We start from the raw sequence: 25,307 nt of genomic DNA, 5'->3' as shown, positions 1-25,307 counted from the left end.
GGTGAGCACGTCGGCCGCGTCAGGCGCCGGCCGTCTGTGACGTGGTGAACGGCCGGTCGTAGACCTCCAGACTCCGAACCGACGCCCAGACGCCCGAGGGCAGTCCGGTCGCCGTCACCCGTATGTACCGGGCCTGCGCGGTGAACGACGAGGTCTGTACCTGGCTGGTGGCGGTGGTCGCGGTGAGGTCGGCCAGGGTGGTCCAGTGTGAGCCGTCAGCGGAGCCCTCGACGCGGTAGCGGTAGTTCGTCGCGTCGAACTCCCAAGCGATGCGCGCTCCCGTCACGGGCCGGACGGAGCCCAGGTCGACCCGCAGCCAGTGACCCGTGCCGCCGTTGTTCGCGCACCAGCGGGTGGCGGTCGAACCGTCCACCGCCTTCGCCGCGGTGTTCCCCTTGGACGTCTCCTCGCTGCTCGCGGTGACCGTGCGGCCGGCCGCGATGTCGACCGGTTGTACGAGCCGGTCCAGCTCGACCCCGAAGACGCTGTCCTCCGGGCTGCCGACGCGGTCGATGCCGGTGACCGTCACCTTGCCGTCCGCGCCGGTGGTGTACGCCAGGTCGTTGCCGGTGGCGACGTCGAAGACCCGGCTGACCTGGGCGTCGCCGATCGAAGGAGTGGTGAACGAGGTGCCGCTGTAACCCGGCAGCAGATGGACGTAGAAGGTGTTGTCCTTGTACGTGAAGCCGTACTTGCCGTCGAGCGGGTTCCAGGGGCCGCCACGGGTGCCGTACACCGACTGGCCGTAGGCGCCGAGAAAGGTGCCGACGCGGCGCACAAGGCTCGCCTGGTCGGACGGGACCACGCCGGTGCGGTCCGGGCCGACGTTGACCAGGCAGGTCATGTTCCGCACCCAGGAGTTGACCAGGAGGTTCATCAGCGTGCCGTAGCTCATCACGCCGCTGCCTGCCTTGTATCCCCAGGCGCCGCCGACGGTGAAGCACTTCTCCGCGAGCCCTCCGGCGCGGATCGCGCCGGAGGGCACGGAGGGGCCCTCCTCGCTGGTGAAGTCGCCGATCCAGCCCGCGCGCAGGGTGGTCACGATGTCCGGCTGGTGCTTGCGCACCAGGCCGGTCAGACCGAGGGGGCGCCCGGTGGCGGAGTCGTTCTCGCTGTGGGCTGCGTCCACCGGCCACTGGTTGGACGGGTCACGGAACCTGCCCGGCTCCCAGAAGAACGCGGCGTCCGCGTCGCTTCCCTGCTGGCCCAGCCAGCCACCGTCCCACCACAGGTCGTCGATCTTCCCGTACTGCGTGACGAGTTCCCTGACCTGCTGGTACACCTCGTTCTTCATGATCCGCGCGTTCTCCTTGTGCGCCGGATCGGTTGTGTAACCCCATGTGTTGGACAGGCAGTTGGTGCCCGTGACGTCGTAGTAGCCGGGATAACGCCAGCTCAGCGGCGAGTAGTAGAGACCCACCCGGAGTCCGGCGTCACGGACGGCGCTGACGTACTGGGCGATGAAGTCCTTCTTCAGGGGCGCCTGTCCGGCGGTCCAGGCGTTGGCATGGCTGGACGGCCACAGCGCGAAGCCGTCGTGGTGACGGGCCGTCAGGACGGTGTACTTCGCGCCCATGTCCTTGGCCAACTCGGCCCAGGAGGCCGGGTCGTAGGCGCTCGCCGTGAACTGTTCGCCGGTGGCTTCGGTGACGTACTTGCGGTAGTTCTCCGGCGTGACGGCGGCGTTCTCCATGTACCACTCGCCCTTGGCGGGGCCGGAGTAGACGCCCCAGTGGATGAACATGCCCAGCTTGGCGTCCCGTAGCCACTGGATCCTGTCGTCAGGCTGCTGCTCGATGTCCTTGTCCACCTTGGGGATTCGCAGCGGGGGGATCGGGAGGGGCTGGGTCGCAGCGTACGACGGGGTCGCGAGAAGGGGAGCGGTGGCGCCTGCGACTGTCATGGCCGCCATGCCGGTGAGCACGCGTCGGCGGCTGATGGATTCTGTCAAGGTTCTCTCTCCTGACTGCCCGTAGGCAGTGGGGGGCGGAGGTCCGGGCCGAGTCTGCAAACGGGGAACAGGACGGGTCGTCACCGCGGAGCAACACGAGCGGGGCCGCACACGGCGCGTCGGACACGGTGACGACACGGGATGGATTAAGCGTCATAGATCGGGTCGTTGTCCAGAGGGAAGGCGAAGTTCTGTTGATAATGCCCCTGTTGGGCGCGGATCGATGTGGCCTTGCCATGATTGACATGGGATGTATGGCGGAGTGGAGCGGAGGGGGTGAAGCCGACGCGGGGCTGGTTCGGGCATCTCGGCTCGATGGCGCCTGTTACCCGTCGTAACCATTGACGCGGACACGGTAAGTGCTTAACGTCACGCACGGAGCCGCACATATTCAAACAATTAGCGAACCGCGTCATCGAAGGAACCCACATGCTTCGACGCACCCTCGCCTGCCTGCTCGCCGCCGTCCTGGCCGTGCTCGCACTGGCGCTCACCGGATCCCCCGCCCAGGCCGCCCCCGCCACCGTGACCAACGCGACCCAGTTCACGGACACCACCGGAGCCGTCGTCCACGCGCATGGCGGCGGAGTGATCAAAGTCGGTACCTACTACTACTGGTTCGGCGAGAACCGCAACGCCGACAACACCTTCAAGTCGGTCTCCGCCTACCGCTCCACCGACCTCAAGACCTGGGAGTTCCGGCACGACGTCCTCACCCAGGGCAGTGACCCCGAGCTGGCCCTCGCCAACATCGAGCGCCCGAAGGTGATCTACAACAGCACCACGGGCAAGTTCGTGATGTGGATGCACAAGGAGAACGGCAAGGACTACAACGAGGCCCGTGCCGCGGTCGCGGTCTCCGACACCGTCGACGGGGACTACACCTGGAAGGGCAGCTTCCGGCCGCTGGACCAGATGTCCCGTGACATCACCCTGTTCAAGGACGACGACGGCACCGGCTACATGATCTCGGCGTCGAACAACAACGCCGACCTGCATGTCTACCGTCTCACCGCCGACTACCTCGGCATCGACAGCATGGTCCGGAACCTCTGGCAGGGCTCCTACCGCGAGGCGCCGGCGATGTTCAAGCGCAACGGCGTGTACTTCCTGCTCACCTCCGGCGCGACCGGCTGGAGCCCGAACCAGCAGAAGTACGGCACCGCCACCAGCGTCACCGGAACCTGGAGCGCCCTGCACGACGTCGGAGACCCCACCACCTACGGCTCCCAGACCGCCTACGTCCTGCCGGTCCAGGGCACTTCGGCCACCTCGTACCTCTACATGGGCGACCGCTGGGGCAACTCCTTCGGACAGAACGTCAACGCCTCGCAGTACGTCTGGCTGCCGCTGCGCTTCCCCACCGACACCAGCATGACGATGGACTGGTACCCGCAGATCAGCGTCGACACCGAGGCCGGGAAGGTCGAGGGTGTCGGCGGCCCCTGGGGCCCACTGACCGCGCGCCACAGCGGCAAGTGCGTCGACGTGCCCGGGAAGTCGGTCACCGACGGTCTTCACATCGCCCAGTACACCTGCAACGGCGGCCTGAACCAGGCCTTCTGGTTCAAGGCCGCGGGTGGCGGATACGTACAGCTCGTCGCCCGGCACAGCGGGAAATGCCTGGACGTGGCCGACAACTCCACGGCCGACGGCAATCCCGTCGTCCAGTGGCCCTGCGGCGGTGGAGCCAACCAGCAGTGGCAGGTCAAGGACACGTCGGACGGCTACGTCCAGCTCGTCTCGCGACGCAGCGGCAAGTGTCTGGACGTGGTCGGCGCCTCCACCGCCGACGGTGCCGAACTGGTCCAGTGGCCCTGCGGCTCCGGCGCGAATCAGCAGTTCCGGCACGACGCTTCCTGACGGGCCCGTCTGCCGCCACTGGAGGGTCCGGGCGCCTCCGGAAGCCCAACAGCAGTGTCCGGCAGTCGAGTTCGCAGGCCGGCGCGACATCACGGCGATGCCTTCCCACGCCCGCCGAGCGCCCACTCGGCGTTCGCCATCCGTAAGGGGCCCTCAGCGGGACACCCTCGCATGGACCGCAGACGGTTCATCACGCCTGTCGCCCTGACCGCGGGAGCCGCGGCCCTGCCTCCGCCTGGACGGACGGTTTCCTCACCGGCCACGGCGAGTACGGTGCCGCGCTGTACGGCGCGTCCACGCAGGAGGAGGCGGTCTTCAAGCACCACCACCTGGTGCTGCCCAACGGCACAGGCGCCCTGACCCGCCCGTGGTCTCCGGCGGCCTGGTCGGTGTTCGCGGCAGGGCGCCGGCCGGCGAACTCACCGGTGCCGACAGCGACCGCGCCGCCGGCTGGAACCTGCGCAGTTCGCAGACCTACCACCTGTCTGCGAACTGCGTAACGCCACGGTGTCGACGAACAACCGGCCCTGCTCATGGTGGAGTTACGGTAACCGCAGTGTCACCACGGTCGGCGCGGGCCGACGGGGAACCGGGGGAGCAGCCGAGAGCGTATTCTTGCTGCCGCGTTGGAGGTCTTCCCGGAGAAAGGGCCCCTGAGACGACGGTCTCCGACGTCACCGAGCGTGCCGGAGTCTCACATGGTCTGCTGAACCACCACTTCCCGGACAAGCGGAATCCGGTCGACGAACTCCCCTACCGTTACCTGGACGGCGTGGCGGCTCTGGTCGACGGCTCAGACAGCACGGACGAGCGTCTCGCCGCGATCGGCGGCGGGGTCCTGCGCACCGAGGCGACCACCGCGGATGCCCAGCGCATGACCCTCTCCCTGGTGATCCGCCCCGCGACCCGCCCGCTGTTCGCCGCTCGGGGTGCCGGGGATCCGGCACCGGAGAACGTGCTGCTGCGCACTGTTCTGGAAGGCGTGGGGCTTCAGGGACGCCGTCTCCGTCCACACCGACCGGTATCCGGTCGACCGTGTCCGGCGTCGGCTGTGGGAGGTGTACGGCCTGCCCGCGCCCGTCACGCCTCGCTTCCGGGCCGATCCGCCTCCGGTGGTCCGCCTGCGTACCGGTTCCCCCGCAGGAGCGGTAGCGCGGCACGGCCGCGCCAACACTCGTGCGGGGTCCAAGACGGGGTCGGCGGCGCATGCGGCCGAAGGCCTGGATGTACGGGCCGGGTCAGAGGGCGGCGATCTGCCACTGCTGGCGTGTGGCGCCGGTGTAGGTGCGCTGGTCGAGCTTGGCTCCGTCGGTGGTGGAGCCGTCCGTGATGTCGAGGGTGAGTCCGCTGAAGCGGTTGGTGAGGAGGTAGTAGCCGTCACCGGTGGGGGTGATGGCCCAGTGTTGCTGGGGCGCGTCGGCGTCGGTCCAGATGTCGGCGGTGGCGGCCTCGGCGCGGGAGAGGCCGCCGATCTCCAGGAGCTTGCCGCTGCCGACGCCGCGGATCTTGTAGTAGCCGTCGCCCGTACTGATGAAGGTCCACTTCTGGTTGGCGGTGTTCTTCCAAGACCATTGCAGGACGGCGGTGTTGTTGGCGGTGCCGGCGCCGGAGACGTCGGCGACCTTCCCGCTGTGACGGGCGGTGAGGCGGTAGACGGTGCTGTCGCCGGGCAGCACGCGGGACCGCAGCGCGGGAGTGGTCGTACGACCGCCGATTCTCAGGCCTCCGATGTTGGCGTAGTCGCCGGTGGCGGCGTCGACCTTGATACGGAGGTATCCGACGTCGCGGGCGGACCACTCGGCGAACTTCAGGGTGCGGTCGCCGGTCCAGGTGGGGGTGGCGACCTGGGTGAAGGTGGTGCCGTCGGTGCTGGTGGAGATGGTGCAGGAGGTGATGTCGCCGTCGGTGGAGTTGTTGCGGTTCCACTGCTTGGGCAGGTACTCCAGACACGAGACACCGCTCCAGACCCCGCCGAGGTCGATGGTGATGGTCTGGGGCAGGGCCAGGCTCCAGGTCGACCAGCAGGTCTCGAAGCCCCTGTCGCTGAGTCCGTCGATGGCGTTGAAAGGGCCCTCGCCGGTGTGGAAGCCGGTGGCGTAGGCGTTGACGGCGTTGACAGGGTGTTCGACGCGCAGGGGTTGCGCGGGCAGCGGGGCTCTGGAGGTGTCGGGGTTCCAGGCGGCGCCGACCTCGGCGAGGCGGTTGACGATGTTGGTGTCGAGGCGGCCGTCGCGGTTCGGCGGGCAGTTGAGGATGAAGGAGGTGTACTTGGGTTCCAGGTCGGCGAGGTGAGAGAGGATCGAGGCCCTGCTCATGGGGTCGGTCGTGGGTGTGCTGGGGTGCCAGAACCAGCCGTTGCTGATCGTCTGCCCCTGCAGCGAGGCGTAGGTGTTCCCGGTCGGCGAGGTGATCCCCAGCGGCTCCTCGAAGTAGATCGCGTCGCCGAGGAAGGGGACCGACAGCGCTCCGTGGTCGACGATGACGGTGTCGGGTTGCAGGGACAGTACGTGTTCGCGGATGCGTTGGTAGGAGACGGCCTGCTGCCCCATCTGCCAGGCGTAGCCGTCGGTGACGAACATGTCGATGGTGCCGTAGTTGGTGAGGAGTTCGGTGATCTGGCCGAGCATGTGGGTGAGGTCGGAGGGCTGGACGGCTTCGGCGCTGCCGACGCCGTGGCGGGTGTCGTAGGCCTCGACACTGTGGGTGCGGTCCCAGATGGAGAAGTAGAAGCCGACCTTGAGTCCCTTGGCGCGGAAGGCCTTGACGTACTGGTCGACGATGTCGTGCTGGTAGCCGCTCTGGGTGACGTTCTGGTCGCCGTAGGCGGTGGGCCACAGGGCGAAGCCGTCGTGGTGCTTGGTGGTCAGGACGCCGTAGCTCATCTTCGCCGCGGCGGCGGCGGCGGCCCACTGGGCGCAGTCCACGGCGGTCGGGGCGAACAGGGCCGGGTCCTGGTGGGGGGCCGCCCACTCCTCGTCGGTGAAGGTACCGAGGCTGAAGTGGTTGAACATGCCGAAGCGCAGATCGGCCAGCTTGCTCAGCTTCTCCTGTGGGGTGGCAGCGGCAGCGCGGCTCAGTGAATCGAGACCCGGGACGACGGGCAGGGCGGAGGCGGCCAGTGCGGCGCCCGTGACACCCATGAGCCGGCGGCGGGACAGACTTCCAGACACGTTTCACTCCCGGAGCTTCGAAGGGGGAGGGGCTGATGTGACCTATGAATCTCATCCGTGTGTCAGACAGGTCAACCCTCGTGCAGGGATGAATCGGCTTGATTAAGTTGGGAGTTGAGATACTTTCTTCTGGTAAATGCCTTCATATTTAGCACCAGACATCACATGTATAGCGCCCGTTTCGCCCGTGTTGTGCTTGTCGCCGGGATCTCAGCGGTAACGCTGTCGACGTGGGGCCGGCGGAGCCGGCCGCCCAGCAGGTCATCGCGGCGCCGTGCGGCAACGACGGGGTCGCGCCCGGTGAGAGCGCCGCCACCGGATGCGTCCGCTCACGCCGACGCCACGCGTTCCCTGGGAAGGGGGCCGTGTCCAGCATCCGTCAACAGCTGGAACAGCGGCTGTGGGTCCTGTCCGGCTCCGCGTCCGGCTACGTCCTCCACCTCGAAAACCACGGCTGACTGCGCGGCCTGTACCGGGGCCGCCGACGGCTCGCCCTCGTGCGGGCGGCGTCCTCTGGGCCGCCCCGGCCGACGCTCCTTCGAGGACCCCGGGGACGGGGACCATGGACCTCGGCACCGTCGGCGCCATGTACCTGTACACAGTCATCGACCGGCTGCGCGTCAATCACCCGGGGCCGCGCATCGAATCCTGCGCCGGCAGGGGCCGAGTGCACCGCGGTATCCTCGCCCGCACCGACCAGGTGTGGACCTTCCGACACCATCGACGCGGCCGACGGCGTGGAGATCCAGCACTTCTCGCGGCCGTCATGGCTGCCGAGGCCGAGGACGGGCCCAACCCGTACACCGGGGCGGCGGCTGCCGGTGGACTTCCGTCCCCAGGCCGCCATGGCCGGCGTCCCGGGCGTCGGCGGCGACCTCGACCGCCGACGGGACGAGGCCCAACTGGCCCGAGTCGCGGAGCATGTGGCCGCCTACCGGGGCGAAGGGCAACCTGGTGCGGCTGGACGAGCAGTACCGGCTGTGGCCCGCAGGCGACGGCGAGCCGATCGCCGTGCGGTACCTCGCGCCGGACACTCGTGTGACCGTGGTGATCGTCCTCGGCCGGGCGCGGCGCTTCGGCCAACACGACCGCCCGCTGCGGCTGCGTTCGCTCGATCCGGCCGCCCGCTACCGGGATGTCGCAACGGGGCCGTCCAGCACGGGGCTGTCCTGCTCAGCCAGGGGCTACCGCGGGATCTGGCCGTGGACGACTATGCTCCGTACTCGTCCGTCTGGTGCGTGAGCAGGGCTGAATCCGCCCCTCCGTGTCGACTGTCGGCCATGGGCGGGGCTGTCGTGATCCGTGGCCCGGCCGCCTTGGGTTCTCGGGTCTCTGCCTCTGTGCCTCCGCCTCAGGTATTGATGGGATTGATTAGAGGGGCACGGGGGTTCGCGCCTCCCCGATTCCTCTTCGTTACCAGCAGATTTCAGGTTTTTCGGCCCGGGCTCTGGACAGCGTGGTCGCCTCCTGCCTATAAAGACATCCCATCTCTTGGGGTCACCCGTCGCCCACCGGATCAGTGCGAGGAACAATGACGAGACTCAGAACTGCTCTCTTCACCGCGGTCTCAGCCTGCTCGGCTCTGGCGCTGCTCGCCGCCTGCAGCTCCAGCTCCAGCTCCGACTCCGCGTCCACGGAGGGCGATGCGCCGCTGGTCGGCGTCGACTATCCGCGTTCCGACACCGACTTCTGGAACTCGTACATCAAGTACACGCCGGAGTACGCCAAGGAACTCGGTCTCTCGCTCAAGACCACGAACTCGCAGAACGACGTCGCCAAGCTCGCGGCGAACGCGCAGACGTTCATCAGCCAGGGTGTGAAGGGGCTGGCGATGGCCCCGCAGGACACGGCCGCCATCGCGCCGACGCTGGAACAGCTGGCGGCGAAGAAGATACCGGTCGTCACGGTCGACACCCGCCCCGACAGCGGCAAGGTCTACATGGTCGTGCGCGCCGACAACCGGGCCTACGGCGAGAAGGCGTGCCAGTACCTGGGCACCAAGCTCGGCGGCAAGGGCAAGGTCGTGATGCTCCAGGGCGGCCTGGACTCCATCAACGGCCGTGACCGCACCGAGGCGTTCAACGAGTGCATGAAGAAGAACTATCCGGACATCAAGGTGTTCGGTGAGGCCACCAACTGGGACGGTGCCGTCGCCGCGCAGAAGCTGCAGACGGACCTGACCGCCCACCCGGACATCAAGGGCATCTACATGCAGTCCAGTTTCGCCCTGTCCGGCACCCTCCAGGTCCTCAAGCAGAAGGGCTTGCTGGTCGGCCCCGAGGACAAGAAGCACGTGTTCGTCGTCTCGAACGACGGCATCCCCGAGGAGCTCAAGTCCATCGCGGAGGGGAAGATCGACGCCACCGTCTCCCAGCCGGCGGACCTGTACGCCAAGTACGCCTTGTACTACCTGAAGGCTGCGATCGACGGGAAGACGTTCAAGCCCGGCAAGACGGACCACGACAGCACCATCGTCAAGGTCCGTGAGGGACTGCTGGAGGACCAGCTCTCCGCCCCGCTCGTCACCGCTGACGGTGGCACCTACGGCGGCGTGCCCAGCGTGAAGAGCGACGACAAGTCGCTGTGGGGCAACAACCTCGACTGACGGTCGTCGGAAAAGTCAACGGTATACGAGTGCAAGGCGGTTGAGATGAGCGACGGGGAGCGAACAGTCACCCCCGCGCCCGCCCCGACGGACGACGGACGGGCTCCGGCGGGCCCGCCCGTCGTCGAGGCGACGGGCATAGTCAAACGATTCGGCCCGACGGTTGCTCTGCGTGACGCCCGGATCACCGTTCGGCCGGGTGAGACGCACGCCCTGGTCGGGCGGAACGGGGCCGGGAAATCGACCCTGGTGTCCGTCCTCACCGGTCTGCAGGCACCGGACGAGGGCGTGGTGGCCTTCGGTGGCGCCCCGGCGCCCCGGCTCGTCGACCGGGACGCCTGGCGGCAGCGCGTGGCCTGCGTCTACCAGAAGTCGACGATCATTCCCACGCTGACCGTCGCCGAGAACCTCTTCCTCAACCGCCACCATCGCGGCCGCAACCGTCTGATCAGCTGGCAGGGTATGCGCCGCCAGGCGACGGAGCTGCTGTCGACCTGGTCGGTGGATGTCTCACCGCAGACCATGGCCGGCGACCTGAACGTGGAGCAGCGGCAGTTCGTGGAGATCGCCCGTGCGCTGTCCTTCGGCGCCCGGTTCATCATCCTCGACGAGCCGACCGCCCAGCTCGACGGTGCCGCGATCAACCGGCTCTTCGAGCGGATCCGCGACCTGCAACGCCAGGGCGTGACCTTCCTGTTCATCAGTCACCATCTCCAGGAGGTCTACGAGATCTGCGACATGGTGACGGTGTTCCGGGACGCCGGGCACATCCTGACCGCACCGGTCACCGAACTGCCGCGCACCGAACTGGTCGCTGCCATGACCGGCGAGGCAGCGGCCGACCGGCACCAGGAGCGGACCGGTTCCCTGGACACGGACGCGGCTGCGGCGCTGAGCGTCAGCGACCTGTGCGGCGACGCCTACGGCGGCATCACGTTCCAGGTGGGCGCCGGCGAGATCGTCGGGCTCGCCGGGGCTGCCGGCAGCGGTCGCACCGAGGTCGCCGAGACGGTCGTAGGGCTGCGGGCGGCCAGGACCGGGGAGCTGGAAATAGCCGGCAACCGGCCCCGGCCGGGCAGTGTCCCCGCGGCGCTCGCCGCGGGCGCCGGCTTCGTGCCGCAGGACCGGCACCACCAGGGTTTCGTCCCCGACATGTCGATAGCGGACAACGCCACTCTGTCGGTGCCCGGCCGTATCGGGCAGCGCGGGCTGCTGAGCCGGGCCCGCCGGGACCGGCTCGCCGAGGAGATGATCGAGAACCTGGCGATCAAGACGCCGGGTCCCGAACTGCCCGTCTCGGCACTGTCCGGCGGCAACCAGCAGAAGGTCGTGATGGCCCGTGCCCTGGCCGACGACCCCCGGCTGCTGGTGCTGATCAACCCCACGGCGGGCGTGGACGTGCGCTCCAAGGAGTTCCTTCTCGGCAAGGTCGAGGAGACCGCGGACACCGGCACCGGAGTGCTCATCGCCTCCGACGAACTCGACGACCTGCGCATGTGCGACCGGGTCCTGGTGATGTTCCAGGGCCGGATGACGACAGAGATCGCCCGCGGCTGGCACGACCACGACCTCGTCGCCGCGATGGAAGGAGTGGACCTCGATGCCTGAAACCGTCCTCGCGGAGACCCTCGCGCCCGAGACGGGGAAGAAGCCTGAGCGGCGTGGACTGCTGGGCGGGCGGATACCCCTCGCCCGGCTGCGCGACCTCGCACTGGTCCCCGCGATCGTCGTCATCGCGATCGTCGGGCAGATCGTCAACCCGATCTTCCTGCAGACCGACAACCTGATCAATGTTCTGCAGACCATGTCTGAGATCGCCCTGTTGGTCCTCGCCCAGACGATGATCCTGATCGTGAAGAAGATGGACCTGTCGCTGGAGTCCACCATGGGCCTCGCGCCCGGCGTCGCGGCCTGGCTGGTCGTACCGACCGGCGCGGGACACGGCCTCGGACTCCTCCCCGGCGCCTGGGCGATCCCGGTCACCCTCGCCGTGGGCGCGCTCATCGGCGTGGTCAACGCCCTGCTGATCATCCGCTTCGGCCTCAACGGCTTCATCGTCACCCTCGGCATGCTGATCGTGCTGCGCGGTGTCCTGACCGGCATCTCCGGCGGCCAGACCTTCTTCCAGCTGCCGGAATCGATGCTCTACCTGGGCACGGCCCAATGGTTCGGGATGCCGGCCTCGATCTGGTTGTGCCTGGTGCTCTTCGCCATCGCGATCGTGGTCCTCGGCTGGACCAGCTTCGGCCGCTCGCTCTACGCCATCGGCGGCAACATCGACGCCGCGAAGGCGGCCGGCATCCGCACCGACCGGGTGCTCGCCATCGTCATCATCTCCGGAAGCCTGCTCGCCGCCCTCGCCGGGCTGCTGCTCTCCGGGCGGCTCGCCTCCGTCGCCTCGGCACAGGGCAACGGCTACATCTTCACCGTCTTCGCCGCCGCCGTGATCGGCGGGATCAGCCTCAACGGCGGCAAGGGCACCATGTTCGGCGCCTTCACCGGCATCCTGCTGCTCTTCATGATCCAGAACGTGCTCACCCTGGCCGGCGTCCCCGCCCAGTGGATCGGCGCCCTCAACGGCCTGATCATCCTCGTCGCGCTGATGATCTCGCGCATCACCGGAGGCAAGGTCCAGGACTGAACGGACCGGCGACGATGCCGGAACGCCGACCGCAGTCCCGAACAACCCGTCACAGAGGGCCGCGTGCCCGATCGACCCTCACAGGGAGTCCCGTCATGACGTCTGCCGTGCCCGCATCCGCCCGCATCACCGCCCTGGACGTCCTCGACGTACGGTTCCCGACGTCCGAGCACCTGGACGGGTCGGACGCGATGAACCCCGAACCCGACTACTCGGCCGCCTATGTCGTCCTGCGCACCGACGCCGGTGACGGCCTGGAGGGCCACGCCCTGGCCTTCACCACCGGCCGTGGCAACGACGCGCAGGCCGCCGCCATCTCCACCCTCGCCCCGCATGTCGTGGGCCGGTCGGTCGCCGAGGTCTGTGGCGACCTCGGCGGCTTCGCCCGCTCCCTGGTCCACGACCCCCAACTGCGCTGGCTGGGGCCGGAGAAGGGCGCCATCCACATGGCGACCGGCGCGGTCGTCAACGCCGCCTGGGACCTCGCGGCCAAGCGCGCGGGCAAGCCCGTCTGGCGTTTCCTGGCCGAGATGTCGCCGGAGGATCTGGTCGCCCAGGTGGACTTCCGCTGGCTGAGCGACGCCCTCACCCCCGAGGACGCGCTGGAGATCCTGCGGCGCGCCGAGCCCGGCCGCGAGGAGCGCATCAGCCGCCTGCTGGAACGCGGTTACCCCGCTTACACCACCACCCCCGGCTGGCTCGGCTACTCCGACGAGAAGCTGTCCCGTCTCGCCCGCGAGGCCGTCGCCGACGGCTTCACCCAGATCAAACTGAAGGTCGGCGCCGACCTCCAGGACGACATCCGCCGGATGCGTACTGCCCGCGAGACCGTCGGCCCGGACATCCGCATAGCCGTGGACGCCAACCAGCGGTGGGACGTCCGGCCCGCCATCGACTGGATGAGTGAACTGGCCTCCTACGACCCGTACTGGATCGAGGAGCCCACATCCCCGGACGACATCCTCGGCCACGCGGAGGTCCGCAAGGCCGTTGCTCCCATCAAGGTCGCCACCGGCGAGCACATCGCCAACCGGGTCGTCTTCAAGCAGCTCCTCCAGGCCGGCGCGGTGGACATCGTCCAGATCGACTCCGCACGGGTCGGCGGCGTCAACGAGAACATCGCCATCCTGCTGCTCGCCGCCAAGTTCGGCGTCCCGGTCTGCCCGCACGCCGGCGGAGTGGGCCTGTGCGAGATGGTCCAGCACCTTTCCATGTTCGACTACGTCGCCGTCACCGGCACGACCGAAGACCGTGTCATCGAGTACGTCGACCACCTGCACGAGCACTTCGTCGACCCGGTACGCATCGCCGACGGGAACTACCTCGCACCCGAACTCCCCGGCCTGAGCGCCCAGATGCACCCGGCCTCCCTCAAGGAGTACACCTACCCCGACGGACCGGTCTGGTCCGCCCGTGTCTGAGCCCCGCGCCCTGGTCGACGCCCACCACCACGTCTGGGACCTCGACCACCGTCCCCAGCCCTGGCTCGACGAGCCCGGTCACGAGCCGATCCGCCGCTCGTACGGACCCGCCGACCTGCGCTCGGCAGCCACCCGCCCGCTCGCCGGGCGTCGGCTGACGAGCACGGTGGTCGTCCAGTGCGTGACATCGTTGCCCGAGACCCGCGAACTCCTCGCCCTGGCAGACGAGGACCCCTTGGTCGGCGCGGTCGTCGGCTGGGCGGACCTGACCTCGCCCGAGGTCGGAGACGTGCTCGACGCGCTGCGGGAGGGCCCTGGCGGCGGGTACCTGCGAGCCCTACGACACATCGTGCAGGGCGAGCCGGATCCCGCGTGGCTGCAGCGGCCCTCCGTGGAGCGGGGGCTGCGCGCGGTCCAGGAACGCGGCCTCGGCTACGACGTGCTGATCCGCAGCCACCAGTTCCCGCAGGCGATCCGGCTGGCCGAGCGCTTCCCGGGGTTGCCGCTCGTCCTCGACCACGCGGGTAAACCGCCCGTCGCCTCGGGTGAACTGGGGCTCTGGGAGCAGGACCTGCGGCGGCTGGCCGCCCATCCCCAGGTGTGCTGCAAGGTCTCGGGTCTGGTGACGGAGGCCGACCACCGGAACTGGGCGGTCGAGGACATGCGCCCGGTGTGGGACGTCCTGCTCTCCGCCTTCGGATCCGACCGGCTGATGTTCGGCTCGGACTGGCCTGTCTGTGTCCTCGCAGGCGGTTGGAACCAGTGGGCCGCCACCGTCGAGGAGTTGCAGGGCGACTGCTCCGCCGCCGAGACCGAGGCGATCCTCGCCGGCACCGCCACCCACTTCTACGGACTGAACTCCCTTGAACCGACCGCCTCTTGAGAGGAAGGAGGGAACACCATGCTCCTGACCGACCTGCTGCACCCCGGGATCCTGGAAGCGCTGGCCGGGGCCGGTCACGGCGCCCGTGTGCTGCTCGCCGACGGCCACTACCCGGCGAGCACCTCCATCGGTGAACGCGCCCGAACCGTCCACCTCAACCTGACCCCCGGGGTATTGGACGTCACCACCGTGCTCGACGTCCTGCTGACCGCCGTCCCCGTCGAGTCGGCCCAGGTGATGGTGCCGCCCGAGGGCGAACCGGAACCGCCGGCCATCGCCGAGTACCGCGCCCGACTGGCACCCGCCCCGGTCGGCACGCTCGACCGCTTCGAGTTCTACGACGCCGCGTGCTCCCCCGACCTGGCGCTGGCCATCGTCACCGCCGACACCCGTACCTACGCCAACCTGCTGCTGACCATCGGCGTCCGCGCTGAAGGGACCCTGAACACACGATGACGCTCGCCGTCCGCTACACGGCCGCCCGCACCCTGGACACCGCCCCCGCCGAAACGCGTTCCCCCGGCCCCGGCGAGGTCGAACTGGCACCCGCCTACGTCGGCATCTGCGGCACCGACCTGCACATCTTCCACGGCGACATGGACGCCCGGGTCCACACACCCGCCGTCCTCGGCCACGAGATGTCCGGCCGTGTCGTACGCGTCGGCCCGGACGTGGCGGGCTGGGCACCCGGCGACGCCGTGACCGTCATGCCGCTGCGCTGGGACGACAGCTGCCCCGCATGCCGCTCCGGGCACCGGCACGTCTGCCAGAACCTCGACTTCATCGGTATCGACTCCCCGGGCGCGATGCAGCAGCGCTGGACCGTGCCCGCCGGCACCCTGGTCCGGCTGCCCGACACGCTCGCCCTGGACCGGGCGGCACTCGTCGAACCCACGGCCGTCGCCGTGCACGACGTGGGCCGGGCCGCGGTGCAGGGGGGCGAGCGGGTCGTCGTGGTCGGCGGAGGGCCCGTGGGCGTCCTGATCGCGCTGGTCGCGCGGGCCGCCGGAGCCGACGTACGGATCGCCGAACTCAGCGCCCACCGGCGCGCGCTCGCCGAGGAATCAGGGCTGACCACCTGGGACCCGGCCGCGGACAACGTGCCCGAGCTGGTGGGGGAGTGGACGGGCGACGCGGGTGCGGACGTGGCGTTCGAGGTGTCGGGTGCGGCGGCCGGGGTGGACACGGCGGTGGACGTGCTCGGGGTGCGGGGCCGGTTGTGCCTGGTCGCCATCCATCCACGGCCGCGTGAGGTGAATCTGCATCGGTTCTTCTGGCGTGAGCTGACGCTGGTCGGGGCCCGGCTGTACGACCGGTCCGACTTCGAGCGGGCGGTGGAGCTGGTGGCGGACGGGACGATCCCGGCGGACCGGCTGATCAGCAAGGTGGTTCCGCTCACCGAGGCGCCGGCCGCCTTCGAGGCGCTGGAGGCGGGCGGGGACGTGATGAAGATCCTGGTGGACTGCGGCAACGAGTCGGCGGGAGCGGACGCATGAGCCTGTTCGATCTGACCGGGAAGCTGGCCGTCGTCACCGGTGCCCGGCGGGGTATCGGCCGGGCGATGGCCCGCGCGCTCGCCGAGGCCGGCGCGGATGTCATCGGTGTGAGCGCGCAGTTGGAGGAGTCGGGCAGCGCGGTGGAGAAGGACGTGCTGGCCGCGGGTCGCACCTTCGAGGCGGTGCGGACCGACTTCGCCGACCCCGACGCGGTCCGGGCGCTCGGCGCGGACCTCGCCGCACGCGAACGCCCGGTCGACATCCTGGTCAACAACGCGGGCACCATCCGCCGCGCCCCGGCCTCCGAACACACCGACGCAGACTGGGAGTTGGTACTCCAGGTCAACCTCAACGCGCAGTTCGCGCTGACCCGCGCGGTCGGCGCGTCGATGGTGGCCCGCGGCCAAGGGAAGATCATCTTCACCGCGTCGCTGCTCAGCTACCAGGGCGGCATCACCGTCCCCGGCTACACCGCCGCCAAGCACGGCGTCACGGGGCTGACGAAGGCACTGGCCAACGAGTGGGCGCCGCACGGGGTGAACGTCAACGCGATCGCGCCGGGCTACATCGCCACCGACAACACCCAGGCCCTGCGCGAGGACCCGGCCCGCAGCAAGGCGATCCTCGACCGCATCCCCGCCGGCCGTTGGGGCGACGCGGGCGACCTCGCCGGCGCCACCGTCTTCCTCGCCTCCGACGCAGCCGCCTACGTCCACGGCACCACCCTCCCCGTCGACGGCGGATGGCTCGGCCGATGACCACCGATCTCACGTCCGCGTTGGCCGGCGCCAGGATCCTGCCGGTGCTGACCGTGCCCTCCGAGGAGATGGCCGCTCCGCTGGCCGCCGCGCTCGTGGCGGGCGGGGCCCGGTGTGCCGAGGTCACCTTCCGCACCGCTGCCGCCGAGCAGGTGGTGAAGGCGATGGCAGCGCACGGCGGCCTCGTCGTCGGCGCCGGCACCGTCCTTACCGCCGAGCAGGCGAAACGCGCTGTCGCCGCCGGTGCCCGGTTCGTCGTATCGCCCGGCTTCGACGACGAAGTCGTGGCGAAGTGCCTTGAGTTGGGAGTGCCCGTCGTGCCGGGCGTCGCGACGGCCACCGAGCTGATGCGGGCCCTGCGGGCCGGGCTGGACACGGTGAAGCTGTTCCCCGCGGAGTCGTTGGGCGGCGTGGACACCCTCCGAGCCCTCGCCGCGCCGTTTCCGCAGGCACGTTTCGTGCCGACCGGCGGCATCGGTCCCGATCGTCTGAGCGGGTATCTTGCCGAGCCCTCGGTGCTTGCCGTGGGCGGCAGTTGGATGGCTCCCGGCGCCCTCCTGGAGCGCGGCGACCACGCGGAGATCCGGCGACTGACCGCGCAGGCGGTGGAGAGGAGCACGCGATGACCGACGTGGTGGCCCTCGGCGAGGTGATGCTCCGCTTCGATCCGGGGGAGGGCCGGATCCGCACCGCGCGCTCCTTCCAGGTCTGGGAGGGAGGCGGCGAGTACAACGTGGTCCGCAGTCTGCGCCGCTGCTTCGGCTGGCGGACGGCCGTCGTGACCGCCCTGGCCGACAACGCGGTGGGCAGGCTCGCCGAGGATCTGATCCTCCAGGGCGGCGTCGACACCTCGCTGATCCGCTGGGTTCCCTCGGACGGTATCGGCCGCACCGCCCGCAACGGCCTCAACTTCGTCGAACGCGGCTACGGCATCCGCGGCGCGCTCGGCGTGAGCGACCGCGCGCACACGGCTGTCTCCCAGCTCCGGAAGGGCCACGTCGACTGGGACGCCGTCTTCTCCTCCGGCGTGCGCTGGTTCCACACCGGGGGTATCTTCGCCGGGCTGTCGGACACCACCGTGGACGTCTCGGACGAGGCGATGGCAGCGGCTCGACGCCACGGCGCGACGGTCTCCTACGACCCCAACTACCGACCCAGCCTCTGGGAAGGCCGCGGTGGCGCCGCCGCGGCCCGCGAGGTGGACCTGCGACTGGCCCGGCACGCCGATGTGGTGGTGGGCGCCCTGGGGCTGGCCGGAAGCCACCCGGGTGCGGTACGTGTCGGTGCCGACGAACTTCCGGACGCCCTCGCCGAGGTCGCCGCACTCCTGCCAGGGGCAAGTGTGTTGGCGACGACTCTGCGTGAAGTGCCCTCGGCGGGGGTCAACGACTGGTCCTCGGCGGCGTGGTCGTCCGAGACCGGTTTCCTCACCGGTCCCTGGATGCCCGGCCTGCACGTGCTGGACCGCATCGGCTCCGGCGACGGCTTCGCCGCGGGCCTGATCCACGGCCTGCTGTCTGGCGAGAGCCTTGGGCGGGCCCTCGCCTACGGCACGGCCCACGGAGCCCTCACCATGACCACGCCCGGCGACGTCTCGATGGCCTCACTCGCCGAGGTGGAGGCACTGCTGGCCGGAGGCTCCGCCGCCGTCCGTCGCTGAAGCCCGGCACCGAACCGTCCGCTCCTGGAGGACCCCCTTGCAGCGCAGGAAGATCACGAACACCACGGTCAAGCTCAGCGAGCTCGGCTTCGGCGCCTCCGTCATCGGCAACCTGTTCCGGGTGACCCCCGCCGAGGACGCGGCCGGCGCGGTGGACGCGGCCTGGGAGGCCGGCATCCGCTACTTCGACACCGCGCCCCACTACGGCCTGGGGCTGTCGGAGCGACGACTGGGCGCGGCCCTGCGGGACCGGCCGCGAGCAGAATACGTCGTCTCCTCGAAGGTCGGCCGTCTGCTGGTGCCCAACGAGGCCCCGCGAGGCGTCGACAGCGAGGGGTTCGTCGTCCGCGACGACCTGCGCCGGCAGTGGGACTTCAGCCGGGACGGCGTCCTCCGGTCCGTCGAGGCCACGCTGGAGCGCACCGGCCTCGACCGCCTGGACGTCGTGTATCTCCACGACCCCGACGACCACTGGCCCCAGGCAGCCGATGAGGCCATGCCCGCCCTCGCCGACCTGCGTGGCCAGGGCGTGATCGGCGCGATCGGAGCCGGCATGAACCAGTCGGCCATGCTTGCCCGCTTCCTGCGGGAGACGGCGGCCGACCTGGTGATGCTCGCCGGCCGCTACACCCTCCTTGACCAGTCCGGCCTCGACGACGTCCTGCCCGCCGCGCAGGAGCACGGCAAGAGCGTCGTGGCGGTAGGCGTCTTCAACTCAGGACTCCTCGCCCGTGACCGTCCCACCGAGGGCATGAAATACGACTACCAGGACGCCCCCGCCCACCTTGTCACCCGTGCGCAACGCATCGCGGAGATCTGCGAGCAGCACGGGACGAGCCTCCCCGCAGCCGCGCTGGCCTTCCCGTTCACCCATCCCACTGTCATCAATGTCACCCTCGGCATGCGGAATCCTGATCAGGTCGTGCGAAACGTCGAGCTTCGCGGACGACACGTCTCCACCGGTCTCTGGGATGATCTTCGGGACCAGGAACTGATCAGCCCGGATGTCCCCGCTTGAGCAGGCTCAGGGAAGGAGTTCGCGTTGTCTCTCACGGACAAGGCAATCGAGCAGATCCGGGAACTGATCCGGAGCGGAGCGCTACCGCCGGGCTCCAAGCTGCCACCCGAGCAGGAGCTGTCGGCCCAACTCGGACTGTCCCGCAACCTCGCCAGGGAAGCGGTGAAGGCGCTCGCGGTCGCGAGAGTGCTGGAGGTCAAACGGGGCGACGGCACTTATGTCACCAGCCTTCAGCCGAGCCTGCTGCTGGAAGGGCTCGGGGGAGCGGTCGAGCTGATGCAGAGCGACAAGGGGGCCCTGCTCGACCTGATGGAGGTACGGCGACTGCTGGAGCCCCTCGCCACGGCCCTCGCCGCCCCCCGGATCACCGATGACGGCCTGGCCGAGGTCAAACGCCACCTGGACGCCATGCGGGAGGCCCGTGAGGATGTCGAGCTGCTGAACTTGCACGACGCGGCGTTCCACCGCGCCGTCGTCACCGCGACGGGCAACGAGTCACTGCTCACGCTCTTGGAAGGGATCTCCGGACGTACGCTGCGGGCCCGTATCTGGCGCGGGCTCGTCGACGACCAGGCCGCGGGGCGAACCCTCGCGGAGCACGAGGCGATCTACGCGGCGCTCTCGGCGCGGGACTTCGCCCTCAGCCAGGCCGCGGCGCTCCTGCATGTCAGCAACACCGAGGAGTGGTTGCGCGAGCACCTCCGTTCGTCGGCGTCGTTCGGGGAGGTCTCCCGGGAGACGTCCTTCGGATCCGACCGCAAGGCATCCTGACGGTACGGACCCCGCGGCTCGGCCGACAGCATGTGCGCTTTGTGGCCGCAGGGCGTAGAGCCGTCGGGGAGTACGTGATCCGATGTGCCCCGGGACGCCATGAAAACCAAGTGTAATTTGGTTTTGGAAGGAGCGCCACCGAGGGCGCTCCTTCCCTACGCGTCCCTCCGGTTCGCGGCTGCACCGACGGAACGACCTGGTTCGGCCCTGAGTCGAGGAAAGACGTGAACACACCTCCCCCACGCCCCGAGGTCGCCCACGAAGCTACGCATCGCTTGACCGTGTGAGGGCGGTCGACGAGCGCCATGCGCTGGCCCTGCGGGCGGATCCACCGTCGGAGGCGACGATTCGGCCATCCGGTCTGCGCCCCGGGACGAGTCGTTGACAGACAGTGTTCAAGACCTGTGGATCGGGCTCGGATTGTGTGCGAAGGGAGTACCTTCCCGGGTGATCGATTGGTGGTCACCGAGTGCACCGAGGTTCCACCCGTCGGCTGGGAAGGCGCCCATGCCCAGCGCGGCCAACGGGGACGGCACAACGGAGTCCGGTTCCATGATCCACGGCATCGTCCGTGCGCGCGAGGATCGTGACCGCGGCGGCCGGACCCGGCGAGGTCATCGCGCCGTGGGCGATGACCTCGACCGTGGCGGCCTGCGGGTACCGGGGTCGCGGCTCCGCGACCTTCTACGGCAGCTCGTGGTACCTTGCCGCCCGGTTCACGCCGTGTGTCTCGCATGTTGTTTCCTGCGCGTATCCACCCGGCGCCCGGCCTCCGCGATGTTGACGAGGGACTCCCTGGAATCCAGTGCGACCCCTGCCCGGCGGACCTGGTCCTCGGCCATCCTGTGGGGCCGGCCCGGCCTGCGTCCGGTCCTTGCGGCCACCGAGCGGACAGGGGGCGTCGCGCTCTCGGACGAAGACGCGTTCCGTCCGGGCGAAGGGCGCGACCATGAGGACGGCGATCGCGCCGCGCCGCTGGTGTCGCGGGTGTCGATCCGGATCAGGGCGACCAGAGTGCGTGCGCCGATCCCCTGTACACGCAGGTCGTGACTGAGGTTGAGCCTGGGGTGTCGCCGGGGCGGGCACGGTCGAGCAGTCAGTCCAGGGTGTCGCGGTGGACGATGGCGCCGCGCCTGCCTCGTCGTATGTCCGCTGATGCTGCTGTGCAAGCGGTCATGCGCCGAAAACCTTGTGCCGCTAGGTTTTTTCCTCTAGGTTTCGCCATGTTTCTGAACCGTTTCAATCGCTGATGCGGCCATGAGCTGGGCGTCGGGTGCGATGATCGCCAGCAGTCTTCGACGACGTTCCGCGTGCGGGACGGTCCTGGGCGGGGCCGACATCGGACCGCCAGGATTTTATGCCGGGCCGACAGCGGCGCTTCCTCAAGGAGGACTGTCCATGACCTACTACCTGGATGCTGACGGGCGCAGACCCGCGAGGGTCGGGGCGCTTCGACACTGGCGCAGGCTTGCGTCGGGCGCGGTCGCCCTCGCGGTGTTGACGGTGCCGGTGGTCGCCGGCGCGGCCTCTGCGGCGCCCACGGGCAGGCCGGGGACCCCGGCGTGCAAGAAGGCCTGTTTCGCGCACATCACCGGAGATGAAACGTTCCGTCAGCTCGCCGAGCATCCCGCTTTCGCCGGCTTCGGCCGGTACATCGGTCCGTGGGAAGCCGGACCGACGTGGGAGGCTGTCAAGGACCTGCCCATCACCCAGGTGGCGCCGTACTTGTCGGCGTACGGCTGGGACGTGCCGACGATGGTGGACGGCGTCAACTTCCTCATCGACCAGCGGAACAAGGGCAACCGGCTGTTCCACCAGATATACTCCGACGCCGCTGTCGCGGCCGACCCCGCGAAGGGAACGGCCGGAGTGTTCTTCATTCCCGGGAAGCCCAACGCACCGCTCGCGGTCGTCCTCGCGGGCGGAGGGTTCACCTCGGTGGCCTCGATCCAGGAGGCGTTCCCCCACGCCAAGCGGCTCCACGAGGCCGGGTACAACGTCGCCGTCTTGAAGTACCGTGTCAGTCCCGACGGCCGCCTGCCGGGTCGCGAAGGGGAGTTGAAGGCGATGGCGGACGGAACGGACGACCTGGCGCAGGCGTTGAGATTCACCCGGTCGAAGCTGCTCCACAAGAACTACCGCATGGACGACTATGCGCTCTGGGGCAGTTCGGCCGGTGCCTCCATCGTCGGCGCCTGGGGCGTCGACAACCAGTACGGTGCGCAGGCTCATGGCTTCCGCGACCCGGCGGCCATCATCAGCGCCTACATGACCCCGCGGTACAGCGACTTCGTCGGGCCGTCCTTTCCCGACTCCTTCGTCATCCACGCCGCCGACGACGACATTGCGCCGATCGCGGGGGTGGACGCGCTGGTCGACAAGCTCCGGGGCCTCGGCGTGACCGTGGACTACCGGCGATACGACACCGGTGGCCACGGCTTCGGGCTCGGCATCGGCACACCGGCCAACGGCTGGTTCGACCAGGCACTCGCCTTCTGGGCCGCCCGTACCGGACCGGGCAACCATCCTCCGAAGAACCCCCGCTGACACCGCTATGACGTACATGCCGCGCCCCAATGCCTCTCTGCCAAACTTACCCGGAGCCGTCCCCATCCCCAACCTCGCACCGGGAAGCAACCCACGAACAGTCGAGATCCCTGAAGGTAACGAAGCGCTGCCAGGGCTTGGTGTCCTGGCCGTCCGGAACTGATCGGTGTCCCGGGCGCCGGATGCAGGCGCTGTGAGTACCTGGATGAGGCCCACGTCCCCGTGGCCGACAACTGCCGTCGGCCACGGGGCATCCGTCGAAGAGGCGGCCGAGGTGCGGGATCTGACGGACGCCGTGCCGGAGCCGCACATTTCGAGTGTCCGGAGTACGGTCAGTTCGTCGCGCGCTCACCGGAGTCGACGGAGTTCGTCCCGTCGGTGCCGTACGCGGGGGACCTGGTCACGGGTTTGGTGTCGTGGTCGCGCCAGGCCACGAGGAGCAGGACGAGGCCGACGGTGAGGCTGACGCCGGAGTTGACCAACAGGTCCGAGGTGGCCATGCCGATGGCGCGGCCCCAGTAGGCGAGCTGCGATCCGGCGTCCCAGATGATGTACATCAGCGCGTTGACGACGATGAGCTTGCGGCGGTCGGAGGCGCGCCCGAGGCTCATCGCGACGATGGTGACGGCGATGATCAGCATGTGGTAGCCGGCGACGGCGTACCACTGGAAATGCCGGGTGGGTGTCATCTCGCCGCCGAGATAGGCGCGGTCGATCACACCGGGTGTGAAGATGAGCACGAGGGTCTGGACCAGGTTGAAGACGATGTAGATCCAGAGGATCACGCGCAGCGGGAGTCTCATGTCGTCATGATGTCAGGCAGGCCGGCGAACGACCGGGAGGGGTATTGGGCCGGACCCGGCCGACGCGCACCGCCGCTCCACGGGTGCATGTGCCGCGACGCACCGCCGTGACGGCTCGCGTCCACATCGGCAGCCATGCCCCGAGAACCGTAATCGGGTCCTGCGGGCAGGGCCACATGCTGTCCTCGGGCCGGCCGGACCGTCTCGTCGCCCGCGAGATGCCCGGCGCCCAACCCGTCCGGTTCAGGATCGCGGCTGCGGTTTCGGCCGATCCACCCGTGGCGCCGTGGCCGGGTCCCAGCGGCCCGGCATCGCGGAGGCCAGAGACGTCGACGAGGTCCCCGGGTGCTGTTCAGATGGTGGTGCCGGCGAACAGGTAACGGTGGTGAACGTTGACCGTGGACCGGGTGGTGGACTTCAGGATGCCGGTGTCGCTGGTCCTGACAGTCTTGAGGGCGGTGAAGGTGCTGCCGCCCTTTTTGCGGAACTGCAGCTTCGCGGCCTGGGACGCGTAGCCGACGTACTTGCCGGTCGATGGGTCCGTGCGGGCGAGCTTGCCCGTACCCGTCATCGTCTTGCCGTTCTTGACCGGCGCGGGGTCGCATCTGTCGTCAGCATGGAGAGCTTCCTGACCGCGACGGTGGCGACGTCGTCGTAGTCGGCATTCGTGTACAGGTCCCACGCGCTCAGGTACAGCCTCCAGGTCCCGGCCATGCCGTTCTGGTTCGTGGCGGTGTACATGACGGTGACGGCCCCGGTACCTGTGGTGCCGAAGACGGTGTCCTTGCCGCCGTTGACAACTGCGCTCGAGAACCTGGTGTTGCCCAGCGAAGTCGTTCGGCTGGATGGTCCTCCAGGCGAAGGAACCGGGCTCAGGTGGCACACTCGCGTGCTCCGAAGCCCGCGCGGCAACCGGAAGAGTGAGCGTGGACAGGAAGGTGGTCCCCGGAATCACGGTGCCGCGACGCCTATCGCATGAACCCCCCACGGGAACTTGAATGGCCCGCCCAAGTCCCCCTCTGGTCGGGCTTGTCGAGATGGGAAGCATATGAACTCAGGCCCTGCGGCAAGGGAGATCCGTCGAACAAGAGGTGTGTCGGATCAGTGGAGACACCTGACGGTCCTTTGGGGTGCAGTATCCGCGACGACAGCGGCCCCGGTGGCCGAACGCTGGGTGCCGCCTACATCCTGGTGTCGACGATCCGGCGCAGGATCTCCGCGAAGCCTGCGGCCAAGGTGTCCAGTTGCTCCGCAGTGAGGGCGTCGATGACCAGCTCGCGGACCAGCCTGATGTGACCGGGCGCCGCCCGGTCCATCAACTCCCTGCCGCGCGGAGTGAGGGTGGCGACCACTCCGCGGTCGTCCGTGCGGCAGGCCCCGCGAACGACCAAGCCGCCCTTCTCCAGTTGCGCGATCTGATAGGTCAGACCGCTCTTGGTGACCTTCAACGCTTCGGTGAGCGCCACCATGCGCATCGACCCGCCGGGGGAGTGGCCGAGGTGGGCCAGGATGGCGTACTGCACATGGGACAACCCGGCATCGGTGCGCAACTGCTGATCGAGCACCCGGTCGAGCAGTGTGGTGGCGGTGACCAGTGTGTGCCAGGCCCGCTCTTCGCGTTGATTCAGCGGCCGCGAGTGGTTCATGTGTGCTTACCTTACCAGAACTTGTTCAAATTAGAACTTCGGGCTAACGTCTGAGTCGTTCAAGTTGGAATATC

General features: G+C 69.0%; 22 protein-coding genes. 16 read left to right on the top strand and 6 right to left on the bottom strand.

Features of this window, described 5'->3' with window-relative positions:
* Positions 1 to 19: 19 nt before the first annotated feature.
* Positions 20 to 1,951, bottom strand: a complete 1,932-nt coding sequence (locus PYR72_RS04755) for an alpha-L-fucosidase (RefSeq protein WP_275454046.1) — start codon at positions 1,949 to 1,951, stop codon at positions 20 to 22.
* Between the two features lie 429 nt (positions 1,952 to 2,380).
* On the opposite strand from PYR72_RS04755, the gene PYR72_RS04750 reads away from it, so the two are divergent.
* A complete protein-coding gene (locus tag PYR72_RS04750; protein ID WP_275454045.1) occupies positions 2,381 to 3,814 on the top strand; it encodes an RICIN domain-containing protein in 1,434 nt (477 codons plus the stop codon).
* A gap of 1,238 nt (positions 3,815 to 5,052) precedes the next feature.
* Here PYR72_RS04750 and PYR72_RS04745 read toward each other — a convergent pair.
* Complete coding sequence (locus PYR72_RS04745; RefSeq protein WP_275460328.1) at positions 5,053 to 6,954, bottom strand: RICIN domain-containing protein; 1,902 nt, start codon at positions 6,952 to 6,954, stop codon at positions 5,053 to 5,055.
* A 260-nt stretch (positions 6,955 to 7,214) separates the two neighbouring features.
* Here PYR72_RS04745 and PYR72_RS04740 point away from each other — a divergent pair, with 260 nt between their 5' ends.
* The 15 genes from PYR72_RS04740 (at position 7,215) to PYR72_RS04670 (ending at position 22,784) form a co-directional block, all read left to right on the top strand.
* The gene (locus tag PYR72_RS04740) at positions 7,215 to 7,442 is read left to right on the top strand and encodes a hypothetical protein (RefSeq protein WP_275454044.1); all 228 of its coding nucleotides are present in this window, start codon (positions 7,215 to 7,217) and stop codon (positions 7,440 to 7,442) included.
* A gap of 463 nt (positions 7,443 to 7,905) precedes the next feature.
* Positions 7,906 to 8,226 carry a hypothetical protein gene (locus tag PYR72_RS04735; protein WP_275454043.1) on the top strand — a complete coding sequence of 107 codons (321 nt, stop codon included), beginning with the start codon at positions 7,906 to 7,908 and terminating at the stop codon, positions 8,224 to 8,226.
* A 289-nt stretch (positions 8,227 to 8,515) separates the two neighbouring features.
* The gene (locus tag PYR72_RS04730; protein ID WP_275454042.1) at positions 8,516 to 9,589 is read left to right on the top strand and encodes a sugar ABC transporter substrate-binding protein; all 1,074 of its coding nucleotides are present in this window, start codon (positions 8,516 to 8,518) and stop codon (positions 9,587 to 9,589) included.
* Positions 9,590 to 9,634: 45 nt separating this feature from the next.
* A complete protein-coding gene (locus PYR72_RS04725; protein WP_275454041.1) occupies positions 9,635 to 11,197 on the top strand; it encodes a sugar ABC transporter ATP-binding protein in 1,563 nt (520 codons plus the stop codon).
* Positions 11,190 to 12,230, top strand: coding sequence for an ABC transporter permease (locus PYR72_RS04720; protein WP_275454040.1), 1,041 nt, complete (start codon positions 11,190 to 11,192; stop codon positions 12,228 to 12,230). The genes PYR72_RS04725 and PYR72_RS04720 overlap by 8 nt, the downstream gene beginning before the upstream one ends.
* 95 nt (positions 12,231 to 12,325) lie before the next feature.
* Entirely contained in the window at positions 12,326 to 13,651 is a 1,326-nt protein-coding gene (locus tag PYR72_RS04715) for an L-fuconate dehydratase (protein ID WP_275454039.1), read from the top strand.
* The gene (locus PYR72_RS04710; RefSeq protein ID WP_275454038.1) at positions 13,644 to 14,534 is read left to right on the top strand and encodes an amidohydrolase family protein; all 891 of its coding nucleotides are present in this window, start codon (positions 13,644 to 13,646) and stop codon (positions 14,532 to 14,534) included. The genes PYR72_RS04715 and PYR72_RS04710 overlap by 8 nt, the downstream gene beginning before the upstream one ends.
* Positions 14,535 to 14,552: 18 nt before the next feature.
* Positions 14,553 to 14,990 (top strand): RbsD/FucU domain-containing protein, encoded by a 438-nt coding sequence (locus PYR72_RS04705; protein WP_275454037.1) that lies wholly within the window; start codon positions 14,553 to 14,555, stop codon positions 14,988 to 14,990.
* Positions 14,987 to 16,030, top strand: coding sequence for an alcohol dehydrogenase catalytic domain-containing protein (locus PYR72_RS04700; protein ID WP_275454036.1), 1,044 nt, complete (start codon positions 14,987 to 14,989; stop codon positions 16,028 to 16,030). The genes PYR72_RS04705 and PYR72_RS04700 overlap by 4 nt, the downstream gene beginning before the upstream one ends.
* On the top strand, positions 16,027 to 16,788 hold the full coding sequence (locus tag PYR72_RS04695) for an SDR family oxidoreductase (RefSeq protein ID WP_275454035.1): 762 nt from the start codon (positions 16,027 to 16,029) through the stop codon (positions 16,786 to 16,788). Before PYR72_RS04700 ends, PYR72_RS04695 begins: the two co-directional genes overlap by 4 nt.
* Positions 16,785 to 17,414: a bifunctional 4-hydroxy-2-oxoglutarate aldolase/2-dehydro-3-deoxy-phosphogluconate aldolase gene (eda, locus tag PYR72_RS04690; RefSeq protein WP_275454034.1), complete on the top strand. Its 630-nt coding sequence runs from the start codon at positions 16,785 to 16,787 to the stop codon at positions 17,412 to 17,414. The genes PYR72_RS04695 and eda overlap by 4 nt, the downstream gene beginning before the upstream one ends.
* A complete protein-coding gene (locus PYR72_RS04685; protein WP_275454033.1) occupies positions 17,411 to 18,448 on the top strand; it encodes a sugar kinase in 1,038 nt (345 codons plus the stop codon). Before eda ends, PYR72_RS04685 begins: the two co-directional genes overlap by 4 nt.
* A gap of 37 nt (positions 18,449 to 18,485) precedes the next feature.
* On the top strand, positions 18,486 to 19,466 hold the full coding sequence (locus PYR72_RS04680) for an aldo/keto reductase (RefSeq protein WP_275454032.1): 981 nt from the start codon (positions 18,486 to 18,488) through the stop codon (positions 19,464 to 19,466).
* Positions 19,467 to 19,490: 24 nt separating this feature from the next.
* On the top strand, positions 19,491 to 20,237 hold the full coding sequence (locus PYR72_RS04675; protein WP_275454031.1) for a FadR/GntR family transcriptional regulator: 747 nt from the start codon (positions 19,491 to 19,493) through the stop codon (positions 20,235 to 20,237).
* Positions 20,238 to 21,635: 1,398 nt separating this feature from the next.
* Entirely contained in the window at positions 21,636 to 22,784 is a 1,149-nt protein-coding gene (locus tag PYR72_RS04670) for a hypothetical protein (RefSeq protein ID WP_275454030.1), read from the top strand.
* A 332-nt stretch (positions 22,785 to 23,116) separates the two neighbouring features.
* Here the strand turns inward: PYR72_RS04670 and PYR72_RS04665 are convergent, their stop codons facing one another.
* The 4 genes from PYR72_RS04665 to PYR72_RS04655 all read right to left on the bottom strand — a co-directional run bounded on the left by PYR72_RS04665 (position 23,117) and on the right by PYR72_RS04655 (position 25,233).
* Positions 23,117 to 23,587, bottom strand: a complete 471-nt coding sequence (locus PYR72_RS04665) for a hypothetical protein (RefSeq protein ID WP_275454029.1) — start codon at positions 23,585 to 23,587, stop codon at positions 23,117 to 23,119.
* Between the two features lie 352 nt (positions 23,588 to 23,939).
* Positions 23,940 to 24,158 carry a hypothetical protein gene (locus PYR72_RS42920; protein ID WP_343245511.1) on the bottom strand — a complete coding sequence of 73 codons (219 nt, stop codon included), beginning with the start codon at positions 24,156 to 24,158 and terminating at the stop codon, positions 23,940 to 23,942.
* Entirely contained in the window at positions 24,155 to 24,328 is a 174-nt protein-coding gene (locus PYR72_RS42915; RefSeq protein ID WP_343245510.1) for a hypothetical protein, read from the bottom strand. The genes PYR72_RS42920 and PYR72_RS42915 overlap by 4 nt, the downstream gene beginning before the upstream one ends.
* A 440-nt stretch (positions 24,329 to 24,768) precedes the next feature.
* On the bottom strand, positions 24,769 to 25,233 hold the full coding sequence (locus tag PYR72_RS04655; RefSeq protein WP_275454028.1) for a MarR family transcriptional regulator: 465 nt from the start codon (positions 25,231 to 25,233) through the stop codon (positions 24,769 to 24,771).
* Positions 25,234 to 25,307: the final 74 nt, after the last annotated feature.

The sequence above is a fragment of the Streptomyces sp. VNUA24 genome (assembly GCF_029167005.1).
Taxonomy (GTDB): Bacteria; Actinomycetota; Actinomycetes; order Streptomycetales; family Streptomycetaceae; genus Streptomyces; species Streptomyces scabiei.
The sequence above is the reverse complement of the archived record's forward strand: the minus strand, read 5'-3'. Positions and strand labels throughout refer to the sequence as shown.

Coding starts and splice junctions, on each gene's coding strand:
- PYR72_RS04750 (WP_275454045.1), top strand. CDS start 2,381: ATGCTTCGACGCACCCTCGCCTGCCTGCTCGCCGCCGTCCTGGCCGTG.
- PYR72_RS04745 (WP_275460328.1), bottom strand. CDS start 6,954: ATGGGTGTCACGGGCGCCGCACTGGCCGCCTCCGCCCTGCCCGTCGTC.
- PYR72_RS04735 (WP_275454043.1), top strand. CDS start 7,906: ATGTGGCCGCCTACCGGGGCGAAGGGCAACCTGGTGCGGCTGGACGAG.
- PYR72_RS04730 (WP_275454042.1), top strand. CDS start 8,516: ATGACGAGACTCAGAACTGCTCTCTTCACCGCGGTCTCAGCCTGCTCG.
- PYR72_RS04725 (WP_275454041.1), top strand. CDS start 9,635: ATGAGCGACGGGGAGCGAACAGTCACCCCCGCGCCCGCCCCGACGGAC.
- PYR72_RS04720 (WP_275454040.1), top strand. CDS start 11,190: ATGCCTGAAACCGTCCTCGCGGAGACCCTCGCGCCCGAGACGGGGAAG.
- PYR72_RS04715 (WP_275454039.1), top strand. CDS start 12,326: ATGACGTCTGCCGTGCCCGCATCCGCCCGCATCACCGCCCTGGACGTC.
- PYR72_RS04705 (WP_275454037.1), top strand. CDS start 14,553: ATGCTCCTGACCGACCTGCTGCACCCCGGGATCCTGGAAGCGCTGGCC.
- PYR72_RS04700 (WP_275454036.1), top strand. CDS start 14,987: ATGACGCTCGCCGTCCGCTACACGGCCGCCCGCACCCTGGACACCGCC.
- PYR72_RS04695 (WP_275454035.1), top strand. CDS start 16,027: ATGAGCCTGTTCGATCTGACCGGGAAGCTGGCCGTCGTCACCGGTGCC.
- eda (WP_275454034.1), top strand. CDS start 16,785: ATGACCACCGATCTCACGTCCGCGTTGGCCGGCGCCAGGATCCTGCCG.
- PYR72_RS04685 (WP_275454033.1), top strand. CDS start 17,411: ATGACCGACGTGGTGGCCCTCGGCGAGGTGATGCTCCGCTTCGATCCG.
- PYR72_RS04670 (WP_275454030.1), top strand. CDS start 21,636: ATGACCTACTACCTGGATGCTGACGGGCGCAGACCCGCGAGGGTCGGG.
- PYR72_RS04665 (WP_275454029.1), bottom strand. CDS start 23,587: ATGAGACTCCCGCTGCGCGTGATCCTCTGGATCTACATCGTCTTCAAC.
- PYR72_RS42920 (WP_343245511.1), bottom strand. CDS start 24,158: ATGACGGGTACGGGCAAGCTCGCCCGCACGGACCCATCGACCGGCAAG.
- PYR72_RS42915 (WP_343245510.1), bottom strand. CDS start 24,328: ATGTACACCGCCACGAACCAGAACGGCATGGCCGGGACCTGGAGGCTG.
- PYR72_RS04655 (WP_275454028.1), bottom strand. CDS start 25,233: ATGAACCACTCGCGGCCGCTGAATCAACGCGAAGAGCGGGCCTGGCAC.